The organism is uncultured Eubacterium sp., assembly GCF_934525195.1.
Lineage (GTDB): Bacteria > Bacillota > Clostridia > Oscillospirales > Acutalibacteraceae > Eubacterium_R.
The window spans coordinates 159,359-182,862 of record NZ_CAKSZA010000001.1; the positions used below are offsets into that span (position 1 = coordinate 159,359).

Consider the following 23,504-nt stretch of genomic DNA (forward strand, 5'->3'; position numbering starts at 1 on the left):
GGGAGCTGTACATAGGTACCGCCCCCGAGCAAAAAACGAAAAACGCCAAAAATGCTGTAAGTTCACTACTTACAGCATTTTTAAACCCCACCGTCAACACTTCGTGTTGCCACCTCCCCTTTTGCTAAAAGAGGAGGCATTATTCGGTTGATTATATTTTGGCGTGTTTCAGGAGCTTTATCGACAGTCTGAGAGGACTGAAACATCAGTCCTCTTTTATTCTTATAATACCATAAACAATGTGCCTGCTGCGATAAGAATACAGCCGACAAGCGACTTTGCGTTAAATTCTTCGTGCAAGAAAATAAATGCAAGCACGAGAGTGAACACAACGCTCAATTTGTCAATAGGCACAACTTTTGAAACATCGCCGATTTGGATTGCCTTGTAGTAGCAGAGCCACGAAGCACCCGTTGCAAGACCCGAAAGCACAAGGAATATCCAACTCTTTTTGCCGATATTTGTTATGCCCGACTGTGCATTTGTAACAAACACCATAAGCCACGACATACCGACAACAACCATTGTGCGGATTGCCGTTGCCAAATTTGAATCAACGCCCTCTATTCCCACCTTGGCAAGAATTGAAGTCAATGCGGCAAAGACCGCAGAAAGCAATGCAAACAACCACCACATACATATCACCTCTTTACCACATATTACACCCTTTCACATACAAAGTAAAGTAAAATCCCGAAACCGTTTGGCTTCGGGATTTGTTCGTTATTTATTCGCTTTGCGCTGGATAAGCTTTACGATTTCTACAATCGGAACAACCATAAATGCAAGGAGAAGTGCTGTGAAATATTCTCTTGCATCAATAGGAGCGAAGTTGAACGCATTGCTAAGGAACGGAATGTAGATAACCGCAGTTGAAAGCACGAGCGAAAGAACCATTGCACCGACAAGATACCAGTTCATACTGCCCATCTTGGCAATTGACTGACGGCGAGAGCGCATATTGAACGAATGGAAAATCTCTGCCATAGAAAGTGTCAGGAATGCCATTGTCATACCGTTTTGGTGAAGCAAATGAGTCGCTTCGTTTGCATCATTAACTGCAAGGATTTGTGACAAGGTCATATGCTCAGGGCTTGCCATAACAATACCGAGAATATAAGCAACGAGAGTAAGCACAGTTACCATAACACCCTGATAAGCACAGTCAAAACCCATACCGCCTGCAAAAATGCCGTCTCTGCTGTTACGAGGCTTACGGCTCATAATGTCAGGGTCACCTTTTTCAAGACCGAGAGCAAGTGCCGGGAAGCAGTCGGTGATAAGATTTATCCACAAGAGATGAACAGGCTCAAACAATGTGAAACCGCAAAGGGTTGCAAAGAAAATCGAAAGAACCTCGGAAAGATTTGACGAAAGTAAGAACTGAATTGAGTTACGAATATTATCGTAAATTCGTCTGCCCTCTTCAACCGCAGAAACGATTGTTGCAAAGTTATCATCCGCAAGCACCATATCGGCAACATTCTTTGTTACATCGGTGCCTGTGATACCCATACCGACACCTATATCGGCATTCTTGATTGACGGAGCGTCATTTACGCCGTCACCCGTCATAGCGGTAATCTTTCCACGCTTTTTCCACGCTTGAACAATACGAACCTTATGTTCCGGCTGAACACGAGCATAAACCGAATATTCCTCGATATGCTCGTCAAGTTCTTCATCAGACATAGAATTGAGTTCCATACCTGTGACAGCCTTTTGATTTTCGCCGATGATACCAAGCTGTTTTGCAATAGCAACGGCTGTGTCCTTGTGGTCGCCTGTAATCATAATAGGGCGAATACCGGCACTCTTACATTCCTTGATTGCATCAACAACCTCAGGACGAACAGGGTCAATCATACCTGTCAAACCGATATAGCAAAGGTCCTGTTCAAGTTCGTCGGGTTCGTTTGACGGCTGTTCGCTGTAAGTTCTCATAGCCGCACAAAGAACACGGAGAGCCTGGTCTGCCATTTCCTTGTTTGAATCGGAAATAGCCTGACGGATTTCGTCTGTCATAGGCACTTTTCTGCCCTCAACAAATGCAGTTGTGCAAAGTGAAAGAACAATATCGGGAGCACCCTTTGTGTACTGAACAAAACCGTTTGGAGTTTTGTGGATTGTTGACATCATCTTTCGGCCTGAGTCAAACGGTGCTTCGCCGACTCTTGGGAAAGAATCTTCAAGTTCATTTTTCTTCAAGCCGAGTTTGTCTGCATACGCAACAAGTGCGGCTTCGGTAGGTTCACCCTTAACCGTTCCGTCATCCTGAAGCTCCGCATCACAGCAAAGAGCCATCGCTGTTGCAAGAAGTCTTTCATCTGTACCCTTATAATCAACAACGGTCATCTTGTTTTGAGTGAGCGTGCCTGTTTTGTCCGAACAAATAATCTGTGTACAACCGAGAGTTTCAACCGCTGTGAGTTTACGGATAACCGCATTACGCTTTGACATCTTTGTTACACCGATTGAAAGAACGATAGTTACAACGGCAGCAAGTCCCTCAGGAATAGCCGCAACGGCAAGAGAAACCGCAACCATAAAGAACGACAATGTTGAGGACAAAGTGATTGCATCGCCGACAACAAGTGCACGAACAATATCAAATGCAAAGATGAATACGCAAATGCCCAAAACTATGAACGACAATATTTTTGAAAGCTGATTAAGTTTGATTTGGAGAGGGGTTTCCTCATCCTTTGCCTGTGTGAGTGCGTCGGCAATCTTGCCCATTTCGGTATCCATACCCGTGGCAACAACAACCGCCTTGCCTCTGCCGTATGCAACCGATGAACCCATATAGCACATATTTTTTCTGTCGCCGAGTGGAACATCGTCAGAGCCGAGCGGGTCAATAGGTTCTGCTGTTTTGGTTACAGGCACGGATTCACCCGTAAGTGCAGATTCCTCAATTTTCATAGAGGCACATTCGATAATTCGACAATCGGCAGGAACGCTGTCGCCCGCTTCAAGAACAACAACATCACCAACAACGATGTCCTCGCTCTTTACTGTGACAACCTTGCCGTCACGAATAACCTTTGATGTGGCGGCGGCTATTTCTTGCAAGGCTTCAATCGCTTTTTCTGCCTTGCTTTCCTGATAAACGCCCAAAACCGCATTGATGATTACAACCACCATAATGATGATAACATCGGCATAGCCCTCGCCCTCACCGCCAACTGTGGCTGTGACAGCGCTGATTACTGCCGCAACAATCAAAATGATAATCATCGGGTCTGCAAGCTGAGACAAAAAGCGTTTGATAAGACTATCTTTTTTGCCCTCTGCAAGTTTGTTTTTGCCGTTTTTTTCAAGTCGTGACGAAGCCTCGGCAGACGAAATACCGCTTTGCTCCGACTTTACACCGGCAAGCACTTCTTCTTTCGTTTTCAAATACTCTTTCATACAGTACACCTTCCGTTAGAATATACTACAACGCAGGCTTTTGTGCCTTGCATTTTTATATAAAAATAGACTCATACATAGTATCTGCACTATGCACAAGTCTCATTCTCTACAATTAAGCCAGCCTATGTCGGCATGATGTTGACTTAACACACGATAACCGTGGAATTACTCCCCTGTCTTTAATTAGAATATAACATACAGGTGTATAAAAGTCAACAGCGCAAATGTTAACATTTTCTTAATTGTTTTTTGAAAGCAACAAGAAACGGAGCAGACACAACAGCCGCCAAAACATAGGCTATAGGTTGTGAAAGTTCCAAGCCGACAATGCCGAAAAATCTCGGCAAAACAAGAGCAAGCGGAACAAAGAAAAGTCCGTTTTGACAGCAGGCAAGGAACAGCGCCCTGCCCTTTTTGCCGATACTCTGAAATGTCATATTTGCGGTGAGTGCGGTAGGAAAAAATACAAGCGAAACGCAGAGATAACGGAGTGCGGTTGCACCGACTTCAACAACCTCTGCTTCACTTCTGAACCGACCGATAACCCACGGAGCAAAGATAAACATAATGCCCGAAAGAACGGTTACGGCAATCGTTCCGTACACCCACAAAAAATCAATTGCCTTGCGAACACGATCAAAGTCCTTACTGCCGTAATTGAACGCACTGACAGGCTGAAACCCCTGACCGATACCGACGCACACGCTGCAAATCAGCATTGAGCACCTATTTGAAACGCTCATAGCGGCAATACAGGTGTCGCCGTAAGGCGAAGCCATAACATTGAGAATCATTGTTGACAAACTGCCGAGTCCGTTACGCATAAAGCTCGGAAATCCCGTTGCAACAATTTCCCAAATATCCCTGCCGTTAAGTCGAACATATTTTAAATTAATTCTGCATTGGCACTTTTTCATAATAAAAGCAGACAGCAAAATCGCCATACTCAAATACTGACTGATTGCAGTTGCAAGACCTGCACCCGAAATACCCATATTAAATGTAAAAATAAACAAAGGGTCAAGAGCAATATTGAGGATACCACCCGAAGTAAGTCCGATCATAGCAAGTCGGGCAAGTCCCTCGTATCGCAAAATATTATTCATTACACAGCTTGTGCACATAGCCGGACCCGAAATGAGAATATAAAGTCCGTACTGTTTTGCGTAAGGCAAAATCGTTTCGGTACTGCCGAGAAACGACATCAATTCATCCAAAAAGAACAAACCGACAACCGCAATAACGGTGCTTATGCCAAGCGACAAAAAGAATGCGGTTGAACAAAATTTTCTTGCCGTTTCAACATCTTTTGCACCGAGCCGTCTTGAAACAATCGAGCCTGCGCCCTGACCGAACATAAAACCAAATGCCTGAAAAACAGCCATAAGGCTGAACACAACGCCCGTTGCACCCGAAGCGGAAACGCTGATTTTAGACACAAAATAGGTGTCCGCCATATTATATATTGTTGTTATGAGCATACTGATAACAGTAGGAACAGACAAGATAAATATAAGTTTATTAACCGGGGTCCTTGTCATTTTTTTATACTGTTTATCAGCTGCCGAATTTTCACTGTTTGTCAAATTATCATCTTCTTACGCTAACATTATTTTTTGCAAGATAATCCTTGAGCACAGGGATAGGAAGTTCGTTAAAATGAAACAAGCTTGCCGCAAGAACCGCATCTGCCTTGCCGTCAACAAAAGCGTCCAAAAAATGTTCTGCCTTGCCTGCGCCGCCCGAAGCTATGACAGGAATACCGACTTTTTCGGACACGGCACGGGTGAGTTCAATATCATATCCTGTTTTTTGACCGTCACAATCCATAGAGGTCAAAAGAATTTCGCCTGCGCCTCTTTTTTCTGCTTCAGCAGCCCATTCAACAGCGTCGATACCTGTCGGAATTCTGCCGCCGTTGAGATAAACTTCCCAACCGCCGTCCGTCTTGCGTTTTGCATCAATGGCAACAACTACACACTGAGAGCCGAATTTGTATGCAGCTTCATTGATTAAATCGGGATTGCGAACAGCGGCGGAATTGACAGAAATTTTGTCGGCACCCGCACGCAAAAGTTCCTTGAAATCATCAACGGTTTTTATTCCGCCGCCGACGGTAAACGGAATAAATACGGTGTCGGCAACCCTCGAAACAATATCAATCATGGTACTTCTGCCCTCGTGAGTTGCGGTTATGTCAAGGAGCACAAGTTCGTCTGCGCCCTGCTTGTCATAAGCCGCCGCACATTCAACAGGGTCGCCTGCATCACGCAAATCAACAAACGAAACGCCTTTTACTACTCTACCATTTTTAACATCCAAGCACGGAATTATTCTTTTTGCGTACATATTCAGTCCTCCCTATTCACAAAATTTTTAAGAAGCGCAAGTCCTACTTCGCTGCTTTTTTCGGGATGGAACTGTGTGGCACAAACTCTGCCCTTTTGCACAGCGCATTGAATAGGCACACCGTATTGTGTTGTGCCCGCAACAATATCTTTATCGGCGTTTTTGAGATAATAAGAATGTACAAAATAAAAATAGCTTTCGTCCTTTATTCCCTCAAATATGCCGTTTGTTTGATTAAGTTTTACACTATTCCAGCCGATGTGCGGAACTTTTAGTCCGTTATTTTTCGGAATAGTGACAATATCGCCCTTGAAAATTCCAAGACCTTTTACACCCGGTGATTCTTCGCTTGTTTCAAAAAGAAGCTGAAGTCCAAGGCAGATACCAAAAAAATGCTTTGAGCCGTCAGCCGATTCTTTGATTGTTTCTTCAAGTCCGCGTTCTCTGATACAGTTCATTGCATCTGCAAAAGAGCCGACACCCGGTAGGATAATGTGAGATGCCGCATTTATCTCGTCTTTATTATCCGTAATCTTACTTTCTGCACCGATAAAATCCAAAGCCTTTTTCACGCTTTGCAAATTGCCTGCACCGTAATCAATGATTGCAACCATAATATTCTCCTATAATTTTGATATATTAATAATATCACTCAAAAAGAAAAAATGCAAATTTAAAATTGACAAATCATTTCTATAATGTTATTATACTGTCATACTATTTAAGGAGGAGCGTTTATGAACATTTGGCACGACATATCTCCAAAGCGTATTAAGAAAGACCAATTCTACGCTGTAATCGAGATTTCAAAAGGCGGAAAGAACAAGTACGAGCTTGATAAGGAAACAGGTATGCTCAAACTTGACAGAGTTTTGTTTACATCAACTCACTACCCTGCAAACTACGGCTTTATTCCGAGAACATATGCCAGCGACAACGACCCTCTTGATGTTTTGGTGCTTTGTAGTGAGCAAATCAGACCGATGACAATCGTTGAATGTAAGCCAATCGGCGTTTTGGTTATGGAAGACAGCGGAGCAAAAGATGAAAAAATCATTGCAGTTCCTGTCAACGACCCTAACTACAATTCATACACAAACATCGACCAGCTTCCAAGCCACAGATTTGACGAAATCAAGCACTTCTTTGAAGTGTACAAGACTCTTGAACACGACAAGAGCACATCTGTAACAGAAGTTAAGCCAAAGGAAGAAGCAGTCAAGATTATTCAGGATTGTATCGACAGTTACATAAGGAACTTCCAATTATAATAAAAATAAGGCAAAGCAATCTTTGCCTTTATATACGGAGAGTTATCGAAGTGGTCATAACGGGGCTGACTCGAAATCAGTTGTGCGGCTCATACCGTACCGAGGGTTCGAATCCCTCACTCTCCGCCACAAAAACAGAAGTGATACCGTAAGGTGTCACTTTTGTTTTTTTAGTTAGAATAAAGAGGGATTCGAACAAGGAGGGAGCGAAGCAGAAGAAAACAGTCCGGTGGACTGTTTTCGCCAACGTGCCAACGAGTGAAGCGAGGCGATAGAGGCGGCAGCCTCGGCAAAATCCCTCACTCTCCGCCACAAAACGGCAGTCAATTTTGGCTGCCGTTAATTAAATCAGCTTTTGCAACAAATACATAAAACAAAAAACAGACAACGGTTTGGGATGCGTTGTCTGTTTTTTATAAGTGCGATTCTGATTTGGGAGCACTTGATTGCAAATTAATTTAGTTTAATATAGAGCATATAATTGCAGATCTATAATCACATTATACTAAAACTTCAATAAAAGTACAATATACACATTTAACAAAATAATTCTATCATTTTGTAGGATTATCCAAAAAAGTTTTTTATTTGGTAAAAAAATGTTCACACTTTATTTATAAAATATAAGAAACAAAATCTGTATATTGTTTTATGTTGAAATTTGATACTTTTTGAAAGCATAAAAATATGATATGATATTTTAAATTCGGAGGTGACTGTATGAAAAGAATCGTAACTGTACAAGACATATCGTGTCTTGGCAAATGTTCTATTACTGTCGCCTTGCCGATTATTTCCGCTATGGGAATTGAAACGAGCATTATACCAACTGCCGTTTTGTCAACACACACACTTTGGGAGCACTATGTTTGTGATGATTTGACAGATAACATTCCGCTTGTTGCCGAGCATTGGAAAAAAGAGCGTTTTGATTTTGACGCAATTTACACGGGTTATCTTGCATCAAGTAAACAAATTGATGTTGTGTGCAAACTTTTTGACGAATTTAAAACCGAAAACAACTTTATTTTTGTTGACCCTGCAATGGCTGACAACGGTGAAATGTACAGAAATTTTGACAAAAGTTTTGCAAACAAGATGCGTGACTTATGTGCAAAAGCTGACATCATAGTTCCTAATATAACCGAAGCATGCTTGTTGACCGACACCGAATACAAAAGCGAATACGATGACAAATACATTGCAGATTTGCTCAAAAAGCTCACCGACCTCGGTGCATCAAAAGCAGTCATCACAGGTGCTCACTATGACGGCAAATACGGAATCATGAGCTACGACAGCGAAAATAACAAATACAGTTTTTATGCTCACCAAAAGATAGACCATATTTTTTACGGCACAGGCGATGTGTTCTCCTCTGCTTGCGTGGGTGCATTAACACAAGGTTATTCTCTTGCCGAAGCAGTTGAAATCGCGGGTGAATTTGTTTTTGAAAGTATCAGAGCCACAATAGAAGATAAAGACGCAAGACTGTACGGGGTAAACTTTGAGCAGGCACTCCCTTTATTGGCTAAATACAATAAATAAGATAAGCAGTAGCTACAACGATTGTAACTACTGCTTTTTATTATAACTTTTCGTCTTTTGGAACTTTGCCGTGATGAATTGCATTGCCGATGTTAACCGGTGAAAAATACAACTTGGCACGCTTGACAAAAGAATTAATCTTGCTGCGATTAAACTCAATATCCGTCAAGCTGTAAACAACTATGTTTTCCGCAACTTCTTTGGCGGTAACGCTGTCGTCAAGTTTCATAGTGATAACTTTTTCTTCGTTTGGCAACAAATCAAAGAAATTATCGGAAAACGGCAGGTGAGTTGCCGAACATTCTGCCTTTACAAGACGGGCAAACTTATCTGTCTTGATATGAAGTTCAACGCTGTCATTTTTGACATAGATCTTTGTGTTAAGCTTTGCTTTTGGCAAATTGAGATGTTTTTCATTATCAAACAAACACGTTTTCTTTGCAATGATTTTTCCGTTTTGTTTTATGCTTGCAACTATGCCGGTTGTCTTTTTGTCATAATCGTTGAGCCACGAAACAGGAATATCAAATGACGCTCTTGTTTCAACGGTTACATCGTACGACTTTGTTTCGATTATACCCTTTTCAAAATCAAAAAGCGAATATTCAAGTTCAACCTCTTGCGGAGTCAGCTTGTCATTGAGGACAAACACTTTGATGTATTCTTTGGTATCTTCAAACGACACGGTGAGAGGTGCATTAAAATGCTTTGCACCATATTGAAGTGCCTTATAATTGCCGTAATAATCTATACTCGACCACGAGCAAACGCCCCAACAATCATTGAACTGCCAATACATTGAGCCGTTGCATCTGCCTTTATTTCTACGCCAATGTTCGGTTGCGTCCCTGATACATTCAAGCTGTGTGACCTGCGAAAGATAAACATAATCTCTGAAATGAACAGGCAAATCAAAGCGACCTGCGATATAATACACCATTTTGTCGTTGCCGTTCATACACTTTTGGTGAGAGAGAAAAACAGGGCTGTTAAGGTCATAGTCGGTTTTATCGGCGAAAATGCGAATACTGTTCATATCAGGCAGAGATTCAAAGCCGAATTCACTGCAAAAGCGGGTCATTCGCTTTCTGTAATACTTCATAGGCTTCAAGCCGTGCCAAACGCCCCACAAATGAGTGTCGCCGATATTGTCGGCATACACGCCCTCGTTGTGTGCTTTGCCGATTGGAGAGCCTTGTGTGTACGGTGTTTGGGTGTCGTATTTTCTGATTTCAGGTTCAAGGATTTGCCAAAAGAACTTTTCTGTCCAAAGAATATATTTTGGCATATTGACCCAAGCCATATGCATATCCTCAATTTCGTTGTTTCCGCACCAAAGTGCAAGCGACGGATGAGAGGAAATACGTTTTACATTATATTCAATCTCTTTTTTTACATTTTGGAGGAAGTCATCATTGAAGAAAGGATAAGCCTGACAAGCAAACATAAAGTCCTGCCAAACAAGAATTCCTCGCCTGTCGCACTCATCATAAAGAGCGTCGCTGCCGTAATATCCGCCGCCCCAAATACGGAGCACATTCATATTTGAAAACTGAAAAGCATCAAGCAGATAATTAAGTTCCTTTTTGCCAAAACGGGTTATGAAACTGTCCGGCGGAATATAGTTTGCACCTTTGGCAAAGATAGGCACATCATTAATCTTGAACTGAAAGTTTTTGCCATAGCCGTCAAGTTCCCTGTTAAGTTCTATTTTGCGAATACCGATTTTCTTTGAACATTCGTCAACCACGCATCCGTCGCAAAGCAATTCGGCAGTTACGGTATAGAGTGGTTGTTCCGATTTTTCGGACAAATCATAAGTCCACCAAAGTTCGGGATTTTCAATTTCAAAATGAGCAGAGTTGCCATCTGAAATGAGAACTTCCCCGCTCGGTGAAGTGAGAATAATTCTACATTCGCAATCTTTATATGAGGTGTAATCGATTTTTGCATCAACGGTTGCATCGGTTATATTGCAAACTTGAGAAACGGAAAAATCGTCTATTCTGCCCTCGTTGACAAATTCAAGATAAATATCATCCGAAATACCGCTGCACGGAAGCACAGGACCCCAGTCCCAACCAAAGTGACATTGAGGCTTGCGGATATGAACAATGCCGTTTTGACCGTTTGAATTCATAGGAGTCATGCAAGCCTTGTATTTATCCTTGACCCAATTGACGGGAGAATGGAAATAAATCAAAAGTTCATTTTCGCCGTCAACAAGAAATTCTTTTACATCAAATTCAAATTTGACAAAGCAATTATCAGACGAAGCAACAAATTTGCCATTGACGAAAATATCGCAAATAGTGTCAAGCATATTAGCACACAGCAAAACTCTGTTTGCAGAAAATTCTCCGCTTGAAACATCAAATGTGCGTTTATATTCAAAGTCAGCTTTGCCGACCCATTCGACATCTTTTTCGTTAAGTTTTAAAAACGGGTCGTCAATCACGCCGTTTGCCATCAAATCAAGAAAATTACAACCCGGAACGGTTGCTTTTGACCAGTGATTTTCCGTGCTTTGCTTAAAAAGCCAAGCACCGTTGAGCATTTTTTTCATAATAAACTCCCTCTAAAAAGTATCAAATAAATTATATATTACGCATTTTATTTTGTCAATTAAATATACGCAATATGTATTGACAAAATCGTGGGTAAACTTATAATAAAAATAAGAGAGGTAAAAATATGACGGATAGACAATGTGATTTGTTCCTTGAATGTTTGCTTGACTTTGGCAGTCAATATGTTTCTACCGGAACGCAGGTAAAACGAGTTGAGGATTCATTGATAAAAATATGCAAGGTTTACGGCTTTGAGCATACAGAAATTTATGCTGTTACAAGCCTGATTGTTGCAACAATAAAAAACGATGACGGCAAGCATTTTACACAAAGTGTGCGTGTTACAAAAAGCGGAACAGACCTCGGCAGAAGCGAAGAATTGAACAATCTTTTCAAATTCATTTGCGAGAAGAAGCCGAGCGTTGAAGAACTCAGCGATTTGATTAAACGCCCAAAAAAGGCAAAGCACAAGCCGTTTATCAAATGCATCGGATATGCGGTTGCGGCAGGCAGTTTTGCTGTGTTTTTCGGCGGTGAAATATATGACGGACTTGCTGCGGCGGTTATCGGTTTGTTCATCTACTTTATGGACAATCATTTCAAACTGCGAAACATCAACAACATTGTTTACACCTTTACGGCGAGTTTTTTGGCAGGTTTGCTTGCAATCCTATGCACAAAAATCGGATTGGGACACAATCTTGACAAGGTGATGATTGGCGACATTATGCTGTTCATCCCGGGACTTTTGCTTGTAAACTCCATACAAGAAATGTTCAACAAGGACATTGTTGCGGGTCTTTACAAATTTATTGAAGCATTGCTGACCGCTGCTGCAATTGCGGCAGGATATGCACTTTCTATGATAATGATAGGAGGGTTAAAATGAGCAGAACTATACTCCAAATTATCACAGCCACAACAGGTGCTCTGGGATTTTCAATTTTTTTCAGAGTAAGCGAAAAAAATGTAATTGCATCTACAATCGGCGGAGGTCTTGGCTGGGCACTCTATTTGCTGATTTTCCACTTAACCGACAATATGCTTATATCGAACTTTGCGGCGGCTCTGTTTGTTTATCTTTACAGCCAAGCTATGGGCGCAATGCTTAAAGCTCCGTCAAATGTTTATCTTGTGCCGGGCACAATTCCGCTTATCCCGGGAGGTGCGCTGTACTACACGATGAAAGGACTTTTGGATAGTGACAAGGTTGTATTTTGGAGCAATCTCAAATCGACGGTAATAGTCACTTTCGGTCTTGCCACGGGCATTATTGTAGGCACTGTGCTGATAACCTATATAAAAAGCATAATCATAAAAAAAGAAAAACTATCAGGCAGTCGATAAAGCTCCTGAAACACGCCAATATATAAATCGAAGACACATTGTGGATAAATACAATGTGTCTTTAAATTTACTAAATTATACAATATTAAATAAATAATTATTGCAAAAGCGGAGGCAAGAATATATAATAGGTAGTTGATTGAAAAGACAGGAGTAATCTAAATGAACAAAAAAAATATGATAATCGGGCAATCGGGCGGACCGACTGCTGTAATTAATTCCTCGCTTGCAGGTGCTATAAGTTGTGCCTTTAAGCAGGAAAAAATCGGAACAGTATATGGAATGATTAACGGCATTGAGGGATTTTTCAACGAGCACCTCATCGACCTCAGCTCCGTTTTTGAAAACAAACCGTATATGATGAACAGCCTCAAACACTCCCCTGCTATGTATCTCGGTTCTTGCAGATACAAGTTGAGCGGTTCGCAGGAAGAATTTGAAAAAGCATTTGAACTGCTTGAAAAGTACAACATCGGCTACTTTTTCTACATCGGCGGCAACGATTCTATGGACACCGTTAAGCAAATGAGCGAATACGCCAAGAAAATCAACAGCGATGTCAGATTTGTCGGCATACCAAAAACAATTGACAACGACCTTGTCGGAATTGACCATTCACCGGGATTTGGCAGTGCCGCAAAATACATTGCGTCTTGCGTAAGAGAAGTTGCATACGACACAACAATTTACAACATCAAAAGTATTCACATCATCGAAACAATGGGCAGAGATGCAGGCTGGATTGCAGGTTCTGCGGCTCTTGCAAAAGAGGGCACATCACTTGCTCCGCACCTTATTTATTTGCCTGAGGTTGCATTTTCAACCGAACAATTCCTCAAAGATGTAAACAAAATGCTTGAAAAATACAATTCCGTCATCATCGTTGTAAGCGAGGGCATCCGTGACAAGGACGGCAACTACATCAGTGCTGAAGCTTCAAACACAGACAAGTTCGGTCACATTATGCTCAGCGGTGTCGGCGCATACCTAAAGAGCGTTATTGAAAGCGAAATCGGCTGTAAGGTAAGGGCACTTGAACCGGGAGTTTTGCAAAGAAGTGCGGCTCACATCGCTTCACACACTGATATGAACGAAGCGTTCAGCCTTGGTGAGGTTGCGGTTAAAGCAGCTGTTGACGGTCAAACAGGTGTGTTCTCAACCATTAAGAGAACAGCCGATTCGCCATACTGCGTTGAATACGGCACAGAAGATGTAAGGGTTGTTGCAAACGCGGTTAAGACTGTTCCGAGAGAATGGATAAATGCCGAGGGCAACTATGTTACAGAAGAATTCTTGAACTATGTCAGACCTCTTGTTGTTGGAATTCCGCAAGTTCCATACAGAAACGGTTTGCCTGACTACATTGACGTTCGTCACCTAAACACAAAGGAACAAAGATACACAGAATAACAAAAAGCCATTGCAGAAAATCAAATCTGCAATGGCTTTGTTTATTTGTTGTCGTTAGATTTTAAATTGTCAACAAGAGCTTCAATTTCGCCCTTTAGTGACTGAAGAACATCAATGTTCTTTTCAAGTTCTCGATTTGACTCCTTGAGTTGAACCTCAAGATTAGAATTAATAATAGTGAGTCGCTGACATTCATATTCAGCCTCACTGAGTGCCGCCTTTAATCGAGCGTTTTCCTTTTTTAATTGTTCAACTTCCTTATTTGGTATCAACGGCATAACAAATTCCTTATCTAAACAACTAATGGCGAGAAAATTCCCGCCATTAAATAATTGTCAATTAAGCATCAATATCTGTATCGATTTCAAAGTAGCGTGAACCGAACCAATTCTTTTTAAGTGTAACAGAATCCTTTTCGTCTTCACTTTCTTGAGCAGCAAGTTTTTGCTGTGCAATATACTGCCATACAGCCTGGTCATTCTTGCCCTCGAAGTACATAATATGATAGCCGTACTCTGTCTTAACGATTGCTACATCACCTGCTTTGCGTGATGAATCAAAGCACCAAGCGTTGAATGTAGGAACCATTTGGTTTGGAACAACATTTTCATAAAGTCCGCCCTCGCTTGCATTGCCGTCTGATGAATTAGACTTTGCAAGAGTTGCGAATGACTCTGAAGTCTTGTCGCCCTTGTTATACTTTGCAAGTACGCTTTCAGCCTTTTTCTTTGCTGCTGCCCATTCCTTATCTGTGCATTCTTTTGCAGATTTTGAAGATGAGCTGTCATTGCTTGACTTTGATGATTCAGGAGCAATGAGAATGTGACGAACGTTAACAGTCTTTGTCTTAGACATATATGTAGGCTTTACAACATATACAACAGTAGTTGAATCCTGTCTTACATCGCCTGCCTTGCGGTCTGCCGAAAAGAGCCAATCAAGACCCGGATACTTATCCTTATTATCCTTGTCAGCTGTTGAAATGGCAAGTGAAAGTCCTTCCATTGTCAAACGATTAATATCGTTATATGTTGTTTCAACAGGGTCCTTATTTGCCTTTTTGTCAAACTTATCCGATGAGTACTTTGATGCAAGATCGGCAAAGTTTGAACCGTCAGCCTTAAGTGCTTTCTTGAATGCCTTTGCGTCATCCTCGCTGTCACACTCAAACATCTTGATGTCTACAGACTGAAGTTTTGCTTCGTTCTTTTTCTTATAAGCGTTGAGTTCCTTGTCTGTATATGTCTTTGTGGTTGAATCTTCCTTATGGCCTGATTCATAATTTTCTGCGATATAAGCAATAGTTGCTTCACGAACGAAAATATCCTTTGTTACGCCGTGACCCATAGCAGCCTCAATATAACCTGAAACGGTGAAGCCGTACTTATGAGCAGAAGTCTTGTAGTTTTTAAGAGCTTCCTTGAGTTCTTTCTTTTGGTCGTCTGTAATTTCAGGGTCTTTGCCCTTGTTTTCCTTTACAGCCTTATAGTAGTTCATATATGTATCTTTGATTTTGTCCTCAACCTGCTCTTGAAGATACTCAAGCCAAGTTTCAGTTTCGCCGTCCTCTGTTCTTGTTTGCTCAGAGAGTTTCTTATCAAAATCAACATTCATATTTGCTTCTTCAAGGTCGATACCATACTGCTTATATGCACTAACAGTAGACTGAAGGTTGTTGTAGCACATAGCAAAATAGTAGTTATATGTATTAACCTTGATGTTGTGCTTTTCGCCGTCTGCGTCAGTGAGTGTGTATGCGGTAAAGGTCTTTTGAGGCCAACCGAGAGTTGCTGCCACGCCCTTGCGAACAAAACCTGTTGCAACATAAGTAAAAAGAAGAGCAATAACAACGATGATTGCAACAACAGCTGTTACAATTTTCTTTGTCTTTGGAGGCATAGGAATTTTTACAGTATCTTCTGTGATGATGATGCTGTCACGCTCTTTGATGAGTTCATCTCTCTGCGCACGCAATTTGTTTTTCTTCTTTTGATCAGGCTCGTTAAGGATATCTTTTCTGAGAGTTTCAATCTGCTCAGCAAGTGCATCCTTTCTTTCGTAAGCCTTATCATACTTTGCTTCAAGCTTAGCAAGCTTATCTTTATTTTCTGCCATCTGTTTTCATCCTTTATGATTTTTTATCAATAGTATTCTACACTATTGTTGAACTTTTTACAAGTACTATTTTTTATTGAGCCGAAGAACTGTTGCCACCCGATGTAATATCAGGCTTTGCAACCTTGACCTTGCTCATTCCGCCTTTGTATTCCTTAACCTTGGAAGCATAGGTGAATTCTTTTTCTGTCTTTTGTTTGAGGTCAGTTTCGCAATCATAAAGATACTTAGGTTGCTTGCTGACAAAGAACATAATATGGCAACCGTACTTTGAATCAACTATTGCTGTGTCGCCGTATTTTCTTGAATCGTCCATAGACCAATCGTTGAAGCTTTGAACCATTGTTCCCTGCTGAACACCGCCGCAAAGTCCGCCGTAGATACCTGATGTGCCGCTTGATGTTGACTGAGTATCTTTTGAATACTTCTCGGCAAGCTTTGCAAATTCAATTTCGGTCTTATTGCCCTTGTTGTATTTATCAAGGATTTTTTGAGCTTTTTTTCTTGCCTGTGCAAGTTGCTCATCCGTAAGATTGATATTTGCTGAGGATGTGTCCACACCGTCAGGCATAATGAGAATATGACGAACCGAATAAACTTCTTCCTTGTTAGGTTCCGGATCGGTGACTTTATAAAAAATATAAACAACCTTGTTTGTTGAATCGTCAAACACTTGAACGTCGCCGATCTTTGTATCGGAGTTAAACAACCAATCAACAGCCTCGTCAATAAGTCCGGTTTCCTTTGCAGTAATTGAAACTTCGATATTGGCACTCAAAAGTTCTGCACAAGATTCTGCATCTTGAGCGTAGCCCTTTTCTACATAAGAATCAATCAAAGTCTTGCAAGCGGTTGGAATGAGTTTTTTCATATCATCCTCAGACTTGATTTTTGCGGCATATTTTTTGCATTTTTCCATTGTAGCGTTTGCGTCATCATTTTCGTAAGGAACTTGAAGATATGCAAAAGTTACATTTTCGTAATCGCTCTTATTATCCTTGAAATACTTATTGATTTCTTTATCTGTAAACTTTTGGCTTACCGAAAGTCTTTGATAATAATTCTCTGCAATATAGCATTGCGTAAGCATTTTTTCAATAGTTGCATATCCGCAATAATCGCCATAGGTTGCAGAAATATATTTGTCCACCGAAACGCCGTCTTTTGTAGCGGAATCCTTGATTGAATCAAGTGTAGATTTGATTGACTCTTTCTGTGCCTTAGTAAGAGTTACGCCATCTTCAACAGCCTTTTCATAATAAGTTGTGATGTACTGAATCTGCTTTATTGTTTCATCCTTGAAAAGCTGCGACCACGAAACTTCCTTGCCGTTGCTGTCGGTTGTTTTTTGAACATCAAACGACTTTGTAGGGTCAAGATCATAATAGCCATAATTTGCATAACTGATATAATTCTGTGAAATACAGCTGTAATAATAATTATACATACCGATTGAAACAGGTGTATCGCTGACTTTGAGAGCAACGTTACCCGGATTCATTTTTTCATTGGTGTTCGGCTTTGAATAATAGAAAGTGCCGAGAACTGCAAGCACGGCAATCACAATAGCCAAAACCACAGAAATGAGAGCAAATTGAAGTTTGTCGCCCTTGATTCCCTTAGCCTTTGCAGGTACTTCCTGAGGCTGAGTTTCTGCAACCTTTTTTGGTCTTTCGGCAGTTTCGTACTTTGATGACTCAGGAATATGAATTTCAAACACATCGTTTTCAATCACATTGCTGTTGAGGGTGTGAGCCTCGCCATCAAACTTCCAATTATCATTTTCTTCCAATGTAGCATCTGCCTCGGCATTGTTTGCCTCTTGTATTTCTTCGGCAGGAGCTACAATCTTTTCATCCTGTTCTTCGGATGAATTGAGATTTTCATTTTGCTTGTCAAAATCCTTTTCGTCCACAAAATCACTCCTAATTAATATAATAAATACGCATAAATTATACACCACTTTGAGTACTTTTGCAATAGTTATATTATTTATTAATTATAAATATAATGTAAAATGAATATGAATAAATAAATCTTGCATTAATATATACAATATGTTATTATCATTGCAGTAATAAAAAATCTACATATTCAGACAAATTTTTAAGGTGACAATATGACTGTTAAAGTTATGAAGGAGGACAGAAAGATATTCTTATGGTTGCTCGTAATCATTGGAATGTCATTTATTTTGCCGGAGTACATAGCTCCGCTGTTTGTGTTCTTCTTCTACATTCCATTTTTAAAACATTTTAAAAAAACCGGCAGAAATGCAAAAATCGGCGATTTGGGCAAAGCCTTTATGGCATATATGTGCTATATGATAGTATCGGGAATATGGAGCGGTACTCACGTTCTTTCCTCGCTTATCGGGCTTTTGTGGATGGGCTGCTTTTTGTTTTACATAGAAACCGCAAACATTGTCAACACGAAAGACAAATTGAAAAACGCAATTACAGCGCTCAACATTTCATCAGGGATTATCGGTTTTATCGCAACACTTGAATTTGCAACCTACAATCTGACAAAATACGTTGACGGTTTCGATTTTACTATTTCAAATCCGTTATATTACGAACTAAACGATTGGATATTCAGCCTTTTTCCATTTGAAATCATCAACAGCCCATATCCGTCAAGAGCAGCCGCAACATTTGACAATCCGCTGATTTTGGCAACATTTTTGATTATCACAACTCCGTTTTGTGCATTTTCATCAGTGTATTTCAAGCAATCAAAGCATCGAAAACTTAGCCGAATTTGCTTTGCATTTTCGCTTTTAGGAATTTTGTGCACGGAATCCAGAGGTGCATACATAGCAATAGCACTTTCAATCGTAACCTTGCTCATCAGCAGCAAAAAGATATTCAAAAAGCTATTGCCGTTTATGTTTGTTCTTGCAATAGGCATACCGCTCACCATCGCATTGCGATACAAGAACAATTCATCGGGCAACGAATTTTTGGCATCAAACAGCAACAGACTTGCGATTTGGAGAGTGTGTGCAGACCTGTTCACCGAACACCCTATATTCGGAATGGGGGCAGGAACAGAAAACATCCATCAGGAAATTATTCAAAGAATCGACATCAACCGTTCTCACGCTCACAACCTTTTCCTTGAAATCGCAACCGAGGGTGGAATAATCGGAATTATTTTTGTAATAGCAATCATCGTTGTGTTTGCAAAAAATCTTTTCAAGCTTTTCCATCTCAAAAACAACGCATACAGACCGTATGCCGTGCTTTATACATCATCAATCATTGGTTTTATCACAATGTCGCTTTATGAGCACACATTGCAGTCGCCAAAAGAAATGATGGTATTCTTCCTGCTTTTAGGATTTGCAGAAGCAACTTTGCGAATGGCAGAGGGCACAATTCAGCTATCATCCGATGAAGTGAATATGTTTGAGGATTTCTCGGAGCAGGACTACATCACAGACGAAGAAGAAAAAGAGTTAATCACAAAATAAAATAAGCAAACATAAAAAACGCAGAGCCTACAAAAGGTTCTGCGTTTTACATTTAGTATTTAAAATATCAATCCTAAATTATGCTTGTTCAGGAGCGCCTACAGGGCAAACACCTGCGCATGCACCACATTCGATGCAAGCATCAGCGTCGATAACATACTTGCTGTCACCCTCTGAAATAGCAGAAACAGGACACTCAGCTGCACAAGCGCCGCATGAGATGCATTCGTCTGAAATTGCGTAAGCCATTATACAATACCTCCTAATTAAATTAATAGTAATTTTCCAAATTCTATTGACTTTAATATATCATTACAGAATGAAAAAAGCAATACTTTTTTAGCGAAAATTAATCAAATGTTTAAAAATATATATCGGACAATCTGTTAAATTTTTACATATTTACTTGTTTTTGACAAGTTTCACCTCATCACGGGTGAGAGAGACAGGTGCAGAACCGTCGGGTGCATCGTCAGGCATAACCTTGAGTTTGCCTGTGAGAACGGCAGCGTCAACAACTCTGCCTCTATTGTTGCGTCCCCACTCGACCGTTGAGCCGACACGAGGAGTGATTTTGTTCAAATATTCATATGAATTCTGCTCATACTTCAAACAGCACATAAGTCTGCCGCAGCAACCGCTGATTTTGGTCGGAGAAAGTGAAAGCCCTTGGTCCTTAACCATCTTGATTGAAACAGAATGAAAATCATTGAGAAACGTTGAACAGCAGAAAGGTCTGCCGCAAACTCCGAGACCGCCAACCATTTTTGCCTCATCACGAACACCGATTTGGCGAAGTTCAATGCGAGTGTGGAAGGTTGAAGAAAGGTCTTTAACAAGTTCTCTGAAGTCTACTCTGCCATCTGAGGTGAAGTAAAATACAATCTTTGAATTGTCAAAGGTGTACTCAACCTCGGTGAGATTCATTTCGAGTTTATGTTCCTCGATTTTCTTCAAGCAAACAATATAAGCTTCCTTTTCGGCGGCTTTATTTTTTTCGATTTGAGCAAGGTCTTTTTTTGTGGCAATTCTTTTTACAGGCTTTAGTGGAGGCACTATTTCGTCATCCGGAACTTCCTTTATGCCTGATGCCGCCACACCGTTTTCGATACCTCGAGCGGTTTCAACGATAACCACATCTCCTGATTTTACATCAAAACCCTGCGGGTCAAAATAATATGTCTTACCCGTGTCCTTAAAGCGAACACCAACAACTTTAATCATATATGTATATCTCCATTCAAGATTATTATCTTCCTATTGCACGGCGAAAATCATAGCAAGTCTTTGTGATAAGAATTGCGTTGTTTCCGTTTTTAAGCGTTAAATCAAGCAGATTTTCACAAGCCGAAATCAAGTTCATTAATTTTTTTCTGCTAAAGCTTGTTGCGAGTTTTGCAACGGTTTCTCTCTGCCCCGATAATATATCGGAACCGTTTGAATAAACCATTGCATCTCTAAATACGGTTTTAAGCAAAGTCAAGGTTGACACAAGAGTTTCCCTATCTCTGTCAAATACCGAGCAAACTTTAAGCAACGAATACTCATCATTGCTTGTGAGAGCATCGCAAACATCAACGGCAATACCGCTGATTTTTGAGAGTTTGCTGTCACCAAGGCTTTCGATAGCCTTGCCGATATTTCCGCCCCAAACGGTGCACGCCTTGAGTGCTTCGTCATAATCCGCTGTTTCGTCCTTTGAGCAAATATACTTTGCACCCTGCACCTCATTGACACCCTCAAGAGTGAGAACTACGCTTCGGGAAAGCACGGTTTCGAGCAAAGCGGATTTGTTGGTAACAGTCAAAAGAAACATTGCATATTTCGGCGGTTCTTCAAGAACCTTGAGCAACGCATTTTGTGCACTCTCGTTCATACACTGACAGTTACCCAAAATATATATTTTATAATCAGCCTCATTAGGTTGCATATAAACATTTTCTTTTACGTCACGAACAACATCAACATGGAACGACCTTGCGCCGCCCGTTGCACTGTATTCGTATATATCGGGGTGAACACCTTTGAGTACCTTTGAACACTGAGGACAGTTTCTGCAAGGCTTATTTTCGCCCTTGCAAAGCAAGTTAAGTGCAATCTCTCGAGCGAAAGTTCGTTTGCCGAGTCCCTCATCACCCTCGATAACTATTGCGTGAGGCAATCTGCCCGACGCTTGAAGAAAAGAGAGCTGTTCCTTGACCTTTTCATTGCCGACAAAATCTTCAAAATTCAAGATAAGCCCTCCTTAAAATCAAATAATTTGTGCCAACGCAACAATAACCGGCATTGTGATGACCGACAAAATGCTTGTCTGCCCCACAAGTTCTGACGAAAGTGCGGTGTCATTGTCGTACTTGGCGGCATACATTGCCGTGTTTGTGGCAACCGGTGCAGAAGCCGAAATTGTAAGCGCCGTGAGCATATTGCCTTTTATTCCGATAAGTTTGAACACAAACAGCATAGTAATCGGAATGACAATAAGTCTGATAAGCGAAACCAAATAAACTTCTTTTTTTGCAAAAATATTTTTGAAATTGCAATTTGCAAAGAATGTTCCGAAAACAATCATTGCCATAGGTGAATTGCAAGCACCGACCCTTGCAACGGTATCCATCAAAAATTCAGGCAACCTAACCTGCAACAAAAACAGCGGAATGGCAATCAACACGCTGATTGAACCGGGATTGAGAAAAATATGCTTTATGCTTATTTTTGCCTTTCTGCCCGATATTTCTCTGATACCGTAAGTAAACGCAAGAATATTGAAAACCGCAACATAGCAAGAAGAATAGAAAATGCCCTCCTCACCTGCAACGCTTTGAGCAAGCGGCAACGCCAAAAATGCGGCATTTGAAAACACCATAGCATAGCTATATACGCCTCGCTCAAGCACACTGCGTTTTTTGAAACAAAGCTCGGCAATTCCCATACCGAGAAAATGAGTTAAAAATGCGAGCAAAAAGGACAATGCAAGTCCGACAATATGCTCTTTTGTTCGCTCCATAGAGAGGAACGAATTGATGATTGCAACCGGCAAAATCATATTGAAAAGCAAATCAACAAGCTTGGTTGCGTCTGCTTGAACAAATATTTTTGTTTTATCCGCAACAAAGCCGACGCCTGCAATCAAATATAAAATGACAACCTGAACGGCAACTGTTTGTAAATTGCCCAAAAATCCAGCCAATAAAAATACCTCTAATCTATTAATTTATAATGTCGGATGCTCTTTTCAAGGAAATACAAAAACGCACCCGTCAAAAAAGCCGTGCACGACAGGACAAAACCCTCATCGATTGACGACACATCGGAAACGGTATCAATAACTTGGCAAGCGAAATAGAGCATTGCCGAACAGCCGTAAGCCTTAAACGAGAAAACAGAGGATGCAAACGCACCCTTTTTGTTATCCACCTCTTTGGCAAAAAAGTAAAACGCACCGATAGCCGAAGTCACCGCCAGATACATTGAGGTTTCGGTCAACGAAAAATTATGCTCGATTTGTGACAAAAGGGCAACACCCTTCAGCACCGCCCACAAAAGCGGAAAAACATTGAGCAATTTCAGTTCCCTAAAATCATACCGTGCATTTTTGGAAAACGACAATGCCACCATAACCATACAAATCGAACTGATGATGGCAAACACGCTTTCAAAACCGATTGTTACGGCACCGGCTACAAAATTGTAGCCCCCGTCTTTGACAATATCATAAAGCCGAAGCGAATCGGAAACGAAATCGGCAAAGAAGCCGACACAGCCGAGAACTGCCCAAAAGGACAAATGAAATTTGTTTTCAAAATTGAACGCAGGGGCAAAGTTTTTTTGACGAAAAGCATCAACGCCCATAAGGACAAGCCCCAAAAGCACGGCAACGAAAAAGCCGACCGACACAGCCGTGCAATCAACAGCAAAAACGGATACTGCTTTTAGAACTATTGCAACCAAAAACGGAAGCAACGATATTTGAGAATATCCGATTTTCACCGTTCTCCCCCA

20 protein-coding genes and 1 tRNA gene are annotated in these 23,504 nt (G+C 40.9%); 7 read left to right on the forward strand and 14 right to left on the reverse strand.

Annotation, left to right across the window (positions count from 1 at the left end):
* Positions 1 to 222 precede the first annotated feature (222 nt).
* The 5 genes from Q0E03_RS00735 to hisH all read right to left on the reverse strand — a co-directional run bounded on the left by Q0E03_RS00735 (position 223) and on the right by hisH (position 6,380).
* On the reverse strand, positions 223 to 636 hold the full coding sequence (locus Q0E03_RS00735; RefSeq protein WP_297128205.1) for an EamA family transporter: 414 nt from the start codon (positions 634 to 636) through the stop codon (positions 223 to 225).
* Between the two features lie 87 nt (positions 637 to 723).
* Complete coding sequence (locus Q0E03_RS00740) at positions 724 to 3,414, reverse strand: cation-translocating P-type ATPase (protein WP_297128208.1); 2,691 nt, start codon at positions 3,412 to 3,414, stop codon at positions 724 to 726.
* Between the two features lie 230 nt (positions 3,415 to 3,644).
* Entirely contained in the window at positions 3,645 to 5,003 is a 1,359-nt protein-coding gene (locus Q0E03_RS00745) for an MATE family efflux transporter (RefSeq protein WP_297128212.1), read from the reverse strand.
* A gap of 4 nt (positions 5,004 to 5,007) precedes the next feature.
* The gene (gene hisF, locus Q0E03_RS00750) at positions 5,008 to 5,766 is read right to left on the reverse strand and encodes an imidazole glycerol phosphate synthase subunit HisF (protein WP_297128217.1); all 759 of its coding nucleotides are present in this window, start codon (positions 5,764 to 5,766) and stop codon (positions 5,008 to 5,010) included.
* A gap of 2 nt (positions 5,767 to 5,768) precedes the next feature.
* Entirely contained in the window at positions 5,769 to 6,380 is a 612-nt protein-coding gene (gene hisH, locus Q0E03_RS00755) for an imidazole glycerol phosphate synthase subunit HisH (protein WP_297128220.1), read from the reverse strand.
* A 123-nt stretch (positions 6,381 to 6,503) separates the two neighbouring features.
* Here hisH and Q0E03_RS00760 point away from each other — a divergent pair, with 123 nt between their 5' ends.
* The 3 genes from Q0E03_RS00760 (at position 6,504) to Q0E03_RS00770 (ending at position 8,585) form a co-directional block, all read left to right on the forward strand.
* Positions 6,504 to 7,037: an inorganic diphosphatase gene (locus Q0E03_RS00760; RefSeq protein WP_294834781.1), complete on the forward strand. Its 534-nt coding sequence runs from the start codon at positions 6,504 to 6,506 to the stop codon at positions 7,035 to 7,037.
* Positions 7,038 to 7,073: 36 nt separating this feature from the next.
* Positions 7,074 to 7,166, forward strand: a tRNA-Ser gene (locus tag Q0E03_RS00765).
* Positions 7,167 to 7,757: 591 nt separating this feature from the next.
* Positions 7,758 to 8,585, forward strand: coding sequence for a pyridoxamine kinase (locus Q0E03_RS00770; RefSeq protein ID WP_297128224.1), 828 nt, complete (start codon positions 7,758 to 7,760; stop codon positions 8,583 to 8,585).
* 40 nt (positions 8,586 to 8,625) lie between these two features.
* Here the strand turns inward: Q0E03_RS00770 and Q0E03_RS00775 are convergent, their stop codons facing one another.
* Positions 8,626 to 11,151 (reverse strand): glycosyl hydrolase 2 galactose-binding domain-containing protein, encoded by a 2,526-nt coding sequence (locus Q0E03_RS00775; protein ID WP_297128227.1) that lies wholly within the window; start codon positions 11,149 to 11,151, stop codon positions 8,626 to 8,628.
* Between the two features lie 128 nt (positions 11,152 to 11,279).
* On the opposite strand from Q0E03_RS00775, the gene Q0E03_RS00780 reads away from it, so the two are divergent.
* The 3 genes from Q0E03_RS00780 (at position 11,280) to Q0E03_RS00790 (ending at position 13,912) form a co-directional block, all read left to right on the forward strand.
* On the forward strand, positions 11,280 to 12,044 hold the full coding sequence (locus Q0E03_RS00780; protein ID WP_297128229.1) for a threonine/serine exporter family protein: 765 nt from the start codon (positions 11,280 to 11,282) through the stop codon (positions 12,042 to 12,044).
* Complete coding sequence (locus tag Q0E03_RS00785) at positions 12,041 to 12,502, forward strand: threonine/serine exporter family protein (protein WP_297128232.1); 462 nt, start codon at positions 12,041 to 12,043, stop codon at positions 12,500 to 12,502. The genes Q0E03_RS00780 and Q0E03_RS00785 overlap by 4 nt, the downstream gene beginning before the upstream one ends.
* A gap of 162 nt (positions 12,503 to 12,664) precedes the next feature.
* The gene (locus Q0E03_RS00790; RefSeq protein ID WP_297128237.1) at positions 12,665 to 13,912 is read left to right on the forward strand and encodes a 6-phosphofructokinase; all 1,248 of its coding nucleotides are present in this window, start codon (positions 12,665 to 12,667) and stop codon (positions 13,910 to 13,912) included.
* 41 nt (positions 13,913 to 13,953) lie between these two features.
* Here Q0E03_RS00790 and Q0E03_RS00795 read toward each other — a convergent pair whose 3' ends face one another.
* The 3 genes from Q0E03_RS00795 to Q0E03_RS00805 all read right to left on the reverse strand — a co-directional run bounded on the left by Q0E03_RS00795 (position 13,954) and on the right by Q0E03_RS00805 (position 17,942).
* The gene (locus Q0E03_RS00795) at positions 13,954 to 14,190 is read right to left on the reverse strand and encodes a hypothetical protein (RefSeq protein ID WP_297128240.1); all 237 of its coding nucleotides are present in this window, start codon (positions 14,188 to 14,190) and stop codon (positions 13,954 to 13,956) included.
* Positions 14,191 to 14,251: 61 nt separating this feature from the next.
* Positions 14,252 to 16,027 (reverse strand): peptidylprolyl isomerase, encoded by a 1,776-nt coding sequence (locus Q0E03_RS00800; RefSeq protein ID WP_297128243.1) that lies wholly within the window; start codon positions 16,025 to 16,027, stop codon positions 14,252 to 14,254.
* Positions 16,028 to 16,100: 73 nt separating this feature from the next.
* Positions 16,101 to 17,942 carry a peptidylprolyl isomerase gene (locus tag Q0E03_RS00805; protein ID WP_297128246.1) on the reverse strand — a complete coding sequence of 614 codons (1,842 nt, stop codon included), beginning with the start codon at positions 17,940 to 17,942 and terminating at the stop codon, positions 16,101 to 16,103.
* Between the two features lie 204 nt (positions 17,943 to 18,146).
* Here Q0E03_RS00805 and Q0E03_RS00810 point away from each other — a divergent pair, with 204 nt between their 5' ends.
* A complete protein-coding gene (locus Q0E03_RS00810; RefSeq protein WP_297128249.1) occupies positions 18,147 to 19,505 on the forward strand; it encodes an O-antigen ligase in 1,359 nt (452 codons plus the stop codon).
* Positions 19,506 to 19,583: 78 nt separating this feature from the next.
* On the opposite strand, the gene Q0E03_RS00815 is transcribed toward Q0E03_RS00810, so the two are convergent.
* The 5 genes from Q0E03_RS00815 to Q0E03_RS00835 all read right to left on the reverse strand — a co-directional run bounded on the left by Q0E03_RS00815 (position 19,584) and on the right by Q0E03_RS00835 (position 23,492).
* Complete coding sequence (locus tag Q0E03_RS00815; protein ID WP_294834799.1) at positions 19,584 to 19,754, reverse strand: DUF362 domain-containing protein; 171 nt, start codon at positions 19,752 to 19,754, stop codon at positions 19,584 to 19,586.
* 153 nt (positions 19,755 to 19,907) lie between these two features.
* The gene (locus Q0E03_RS00820; RefSeq protein ID WP_297128252.1) at positions 19,908 to 20,729 is read right to left on the reverse strand and encodes a stage 0 sporulation family protein; all 822 of its coding nucleotides are present in this window, start codon (positions 20,727 to 20,729) and stop codon (positions 19,908 to 19,910) included.
* A 25-nt stretch (positions 20,730 to 20,754) separates the two neighbouring features.
* Positions 20,755 to 21,738, reverse strand: a complete 984-nt coding sequence (locus Q0E03_RS00825; protein ID WP_297128255.1) for an ATP-binding protein — start codon at positions 21,736 to 21,738, stop codon at positions 20,755 to 20,757.
* Between the two features lie 18 nt (positions 21,739 to 21,756).
* Positions 21,757 to 22,692: an AEC family transporter gene (locus Q0E03_RS00830; protein ID WP_297128259.1), complete on the reverse strand. Its 936-nt coding sequence runs from the start codon at positions 22,690 to 22,692 to the stop codon at positions 21,757 to 21,759.
* 11 nt (positions 22,693 to 22,703) lie between these two features.
* The gene (locus Q0E03_RS00835; protein WP_297128261.1) at positions 22,704 to 23,492 is read right to left on the reverse strand and encodes a hypothetical protein; all 789 of its coding nucleotides are present in this window, start codon (positions 23,490 to 23,492) and stop codon (positions 22,704 to 22,706) included.
* Between the last annotated feature and the right edge of the window lie 12 nt (positions 23,493 to 23,504).